Raw genomic sequence first — 1802 nt, 5'->3', positions numbered from 1 at the left:
CGGCGCCCTGTTGCTCGATCAAGTACCCCAGCGCCAGGTGACTGTCGCCTGTTGCGTTGCGCAGCTCGTGACGCAGCTGGCCGCTGGCATCGTCGAGCAGCCATTGGCTGGCGGGGCTGCCGTCGAGGTTGCGGGTTTGCAGGCCGGACAGCGTGCCCGGATGGTTGGCCGATGCATCGAGTCCCGCCGCAAAGGGTGGGAAATCCCGGCCGCCGTACAGTTGACCAATGATGCTCGGCTGGTCGATGTCGCCATTGGCAAAACCGATCAACACCTCGGCACCAATGCGTGGGGTGAAGTGCTGGCCAAAGTTGTTGCCGGCGGCATCTTCAGCCACGCGCACCCAACTGCCTGAACTTTCATCGCCCGGTGCATGGCCGTCCGGTTTACTCAGGCTGTGCGTCTCATGCAGGCCACCGTGCAGTGGATTTGTGCCGCGCTGCCAGCTGAACTGCACGCGGACCTGATGATCACGGGTGCTGGTGATGACCTGAGATTTGCTGCCGACGACGATGGCGCTTTGCGTACCCGCAGCGAGAGGGCGGGGGAGACGCCTTGGCACCACCCGCACGTCGGCGGGGATCGCCTTGAAACTGTTGCGATAGCTGCCTGCTATAAGCCCCGAATCGCGTAGGAGTTGAGCCGCCAGCACGCCCAGGTTGTTGACCGCGCTGTGGGTCACGCGCAGGCAAATGAACGCTTGTCCGCGATGGCCTGAGTGACCGGTGAGCGTGTAGCGAGGACCGGGCTGCAGTTGCCGGATCGCGCCTTCGCCCAGATACAGGCGCGCCTCCATGCGGGCCGCGTCCAACAGCAGGCCAGCGTGCAGATCAGCCTGAGCGGAAGTCATGAACGCCAGCGGCGGCTCAACGTCGAACAGCTCGCGTTCTGGTAACGCCTGCCCATCGCCGTGGGCAGGATGGTAAGCGCTGCCGGACACGGCCTTCATCAGCGTTGGGTTCCAGCGGGTGGTTGTGGCGCGGTCGCTGCATACCTGCACCTGCTCGCTGAATCGGCTGATGCCGTCGCCTGCTTCGGTCGCGTTGATGCGTGTAAAGGGCAGCGCTTCACTTTCCGGTAACGGGAAATGGCGGTCGAAAATCACCAATTCGGCGCTGCCATTGGGCAAACCGTCAGGATCCTGCAGCGGCGTTTCGGCGTGTTCGAGGCGAAAGCTCAGACCTTCTTCGGACAGCACACGTGTGACAAATTCGAAATCGGTTTCCCGGTACTGCGTGCAAATAGCGCGTGGGATCAACGGCTGAGTGACGTCGTGTCGCCACTTGGCCTGGGGATAATCGGCAAACACCTGGGCGGCGATGCCCAAGGCGTCCATGTCGCGGAAGATCAGGGTATTGCGCCGCTGCTTGAGCAGGCTCATCCAACTGCCGACCCGCAGCAGGTAGCTCGTCAGCCCACCGTCGCTTCCTTGCTGCTCAACTTCCACCACCATGCCTTGCCACAAACGCAAGCGGCCGTCGGCCATGACCAGTTGCAGGTTTATGCAACGATCCACCAAACCGTCTATGTCCAGATATGCCGATGCGGATACACACTCGAGGGTGAAATCCAGCTCCTCATTCAGGCCTTCTACACCGTGCAAGCGCTCGACCAGCAGTGCATCGGGCAATGCGGTCTGCAGGGTGATGAAGCGGTGGTTTTGGGACAGCAATTTGCGCCACGTGGCGGCATCCATGTCAGCCGGTGTGTTCATGAACAAAACCTTCAGGGCAGGGTGATGGTGAGATGGGCAGTACGGGACGGCATCTTGATGAGGTCGTGATAGCCGGCCAGTTGCTGTT

Annotated in this window: 1 protein-coding gene; it reads right to left on the bottom strand. The window is 61.8% G+C overall.

The genetic code is table 11. The features are described from left to right. On the bottom strand, positions 1–1714 hold a 1714-nt coding region (locus NPS29_RS28620), incomplete at its 3' end, for a type VI secretion system Vgr family protein (protein WP_274136860.1). Positions 1715–1802 lie beyond the last annotated feature (88 nt).

The sequence above is a fragment of the Pseudomonas putida genome (assembly GCF_028682175.1).
GTDB classification, from domain to species: domain Bacteria; phylum Pseudomonadota; class Gammaproteobacteria; order Pseudomonadales; family Pseudomonadaceae; genus Aquipseudomonas; species Aquipseudomonas putida_AD.
This window is presented reverse-complemented; position numbering and strand designations above follow the sequence as displayed.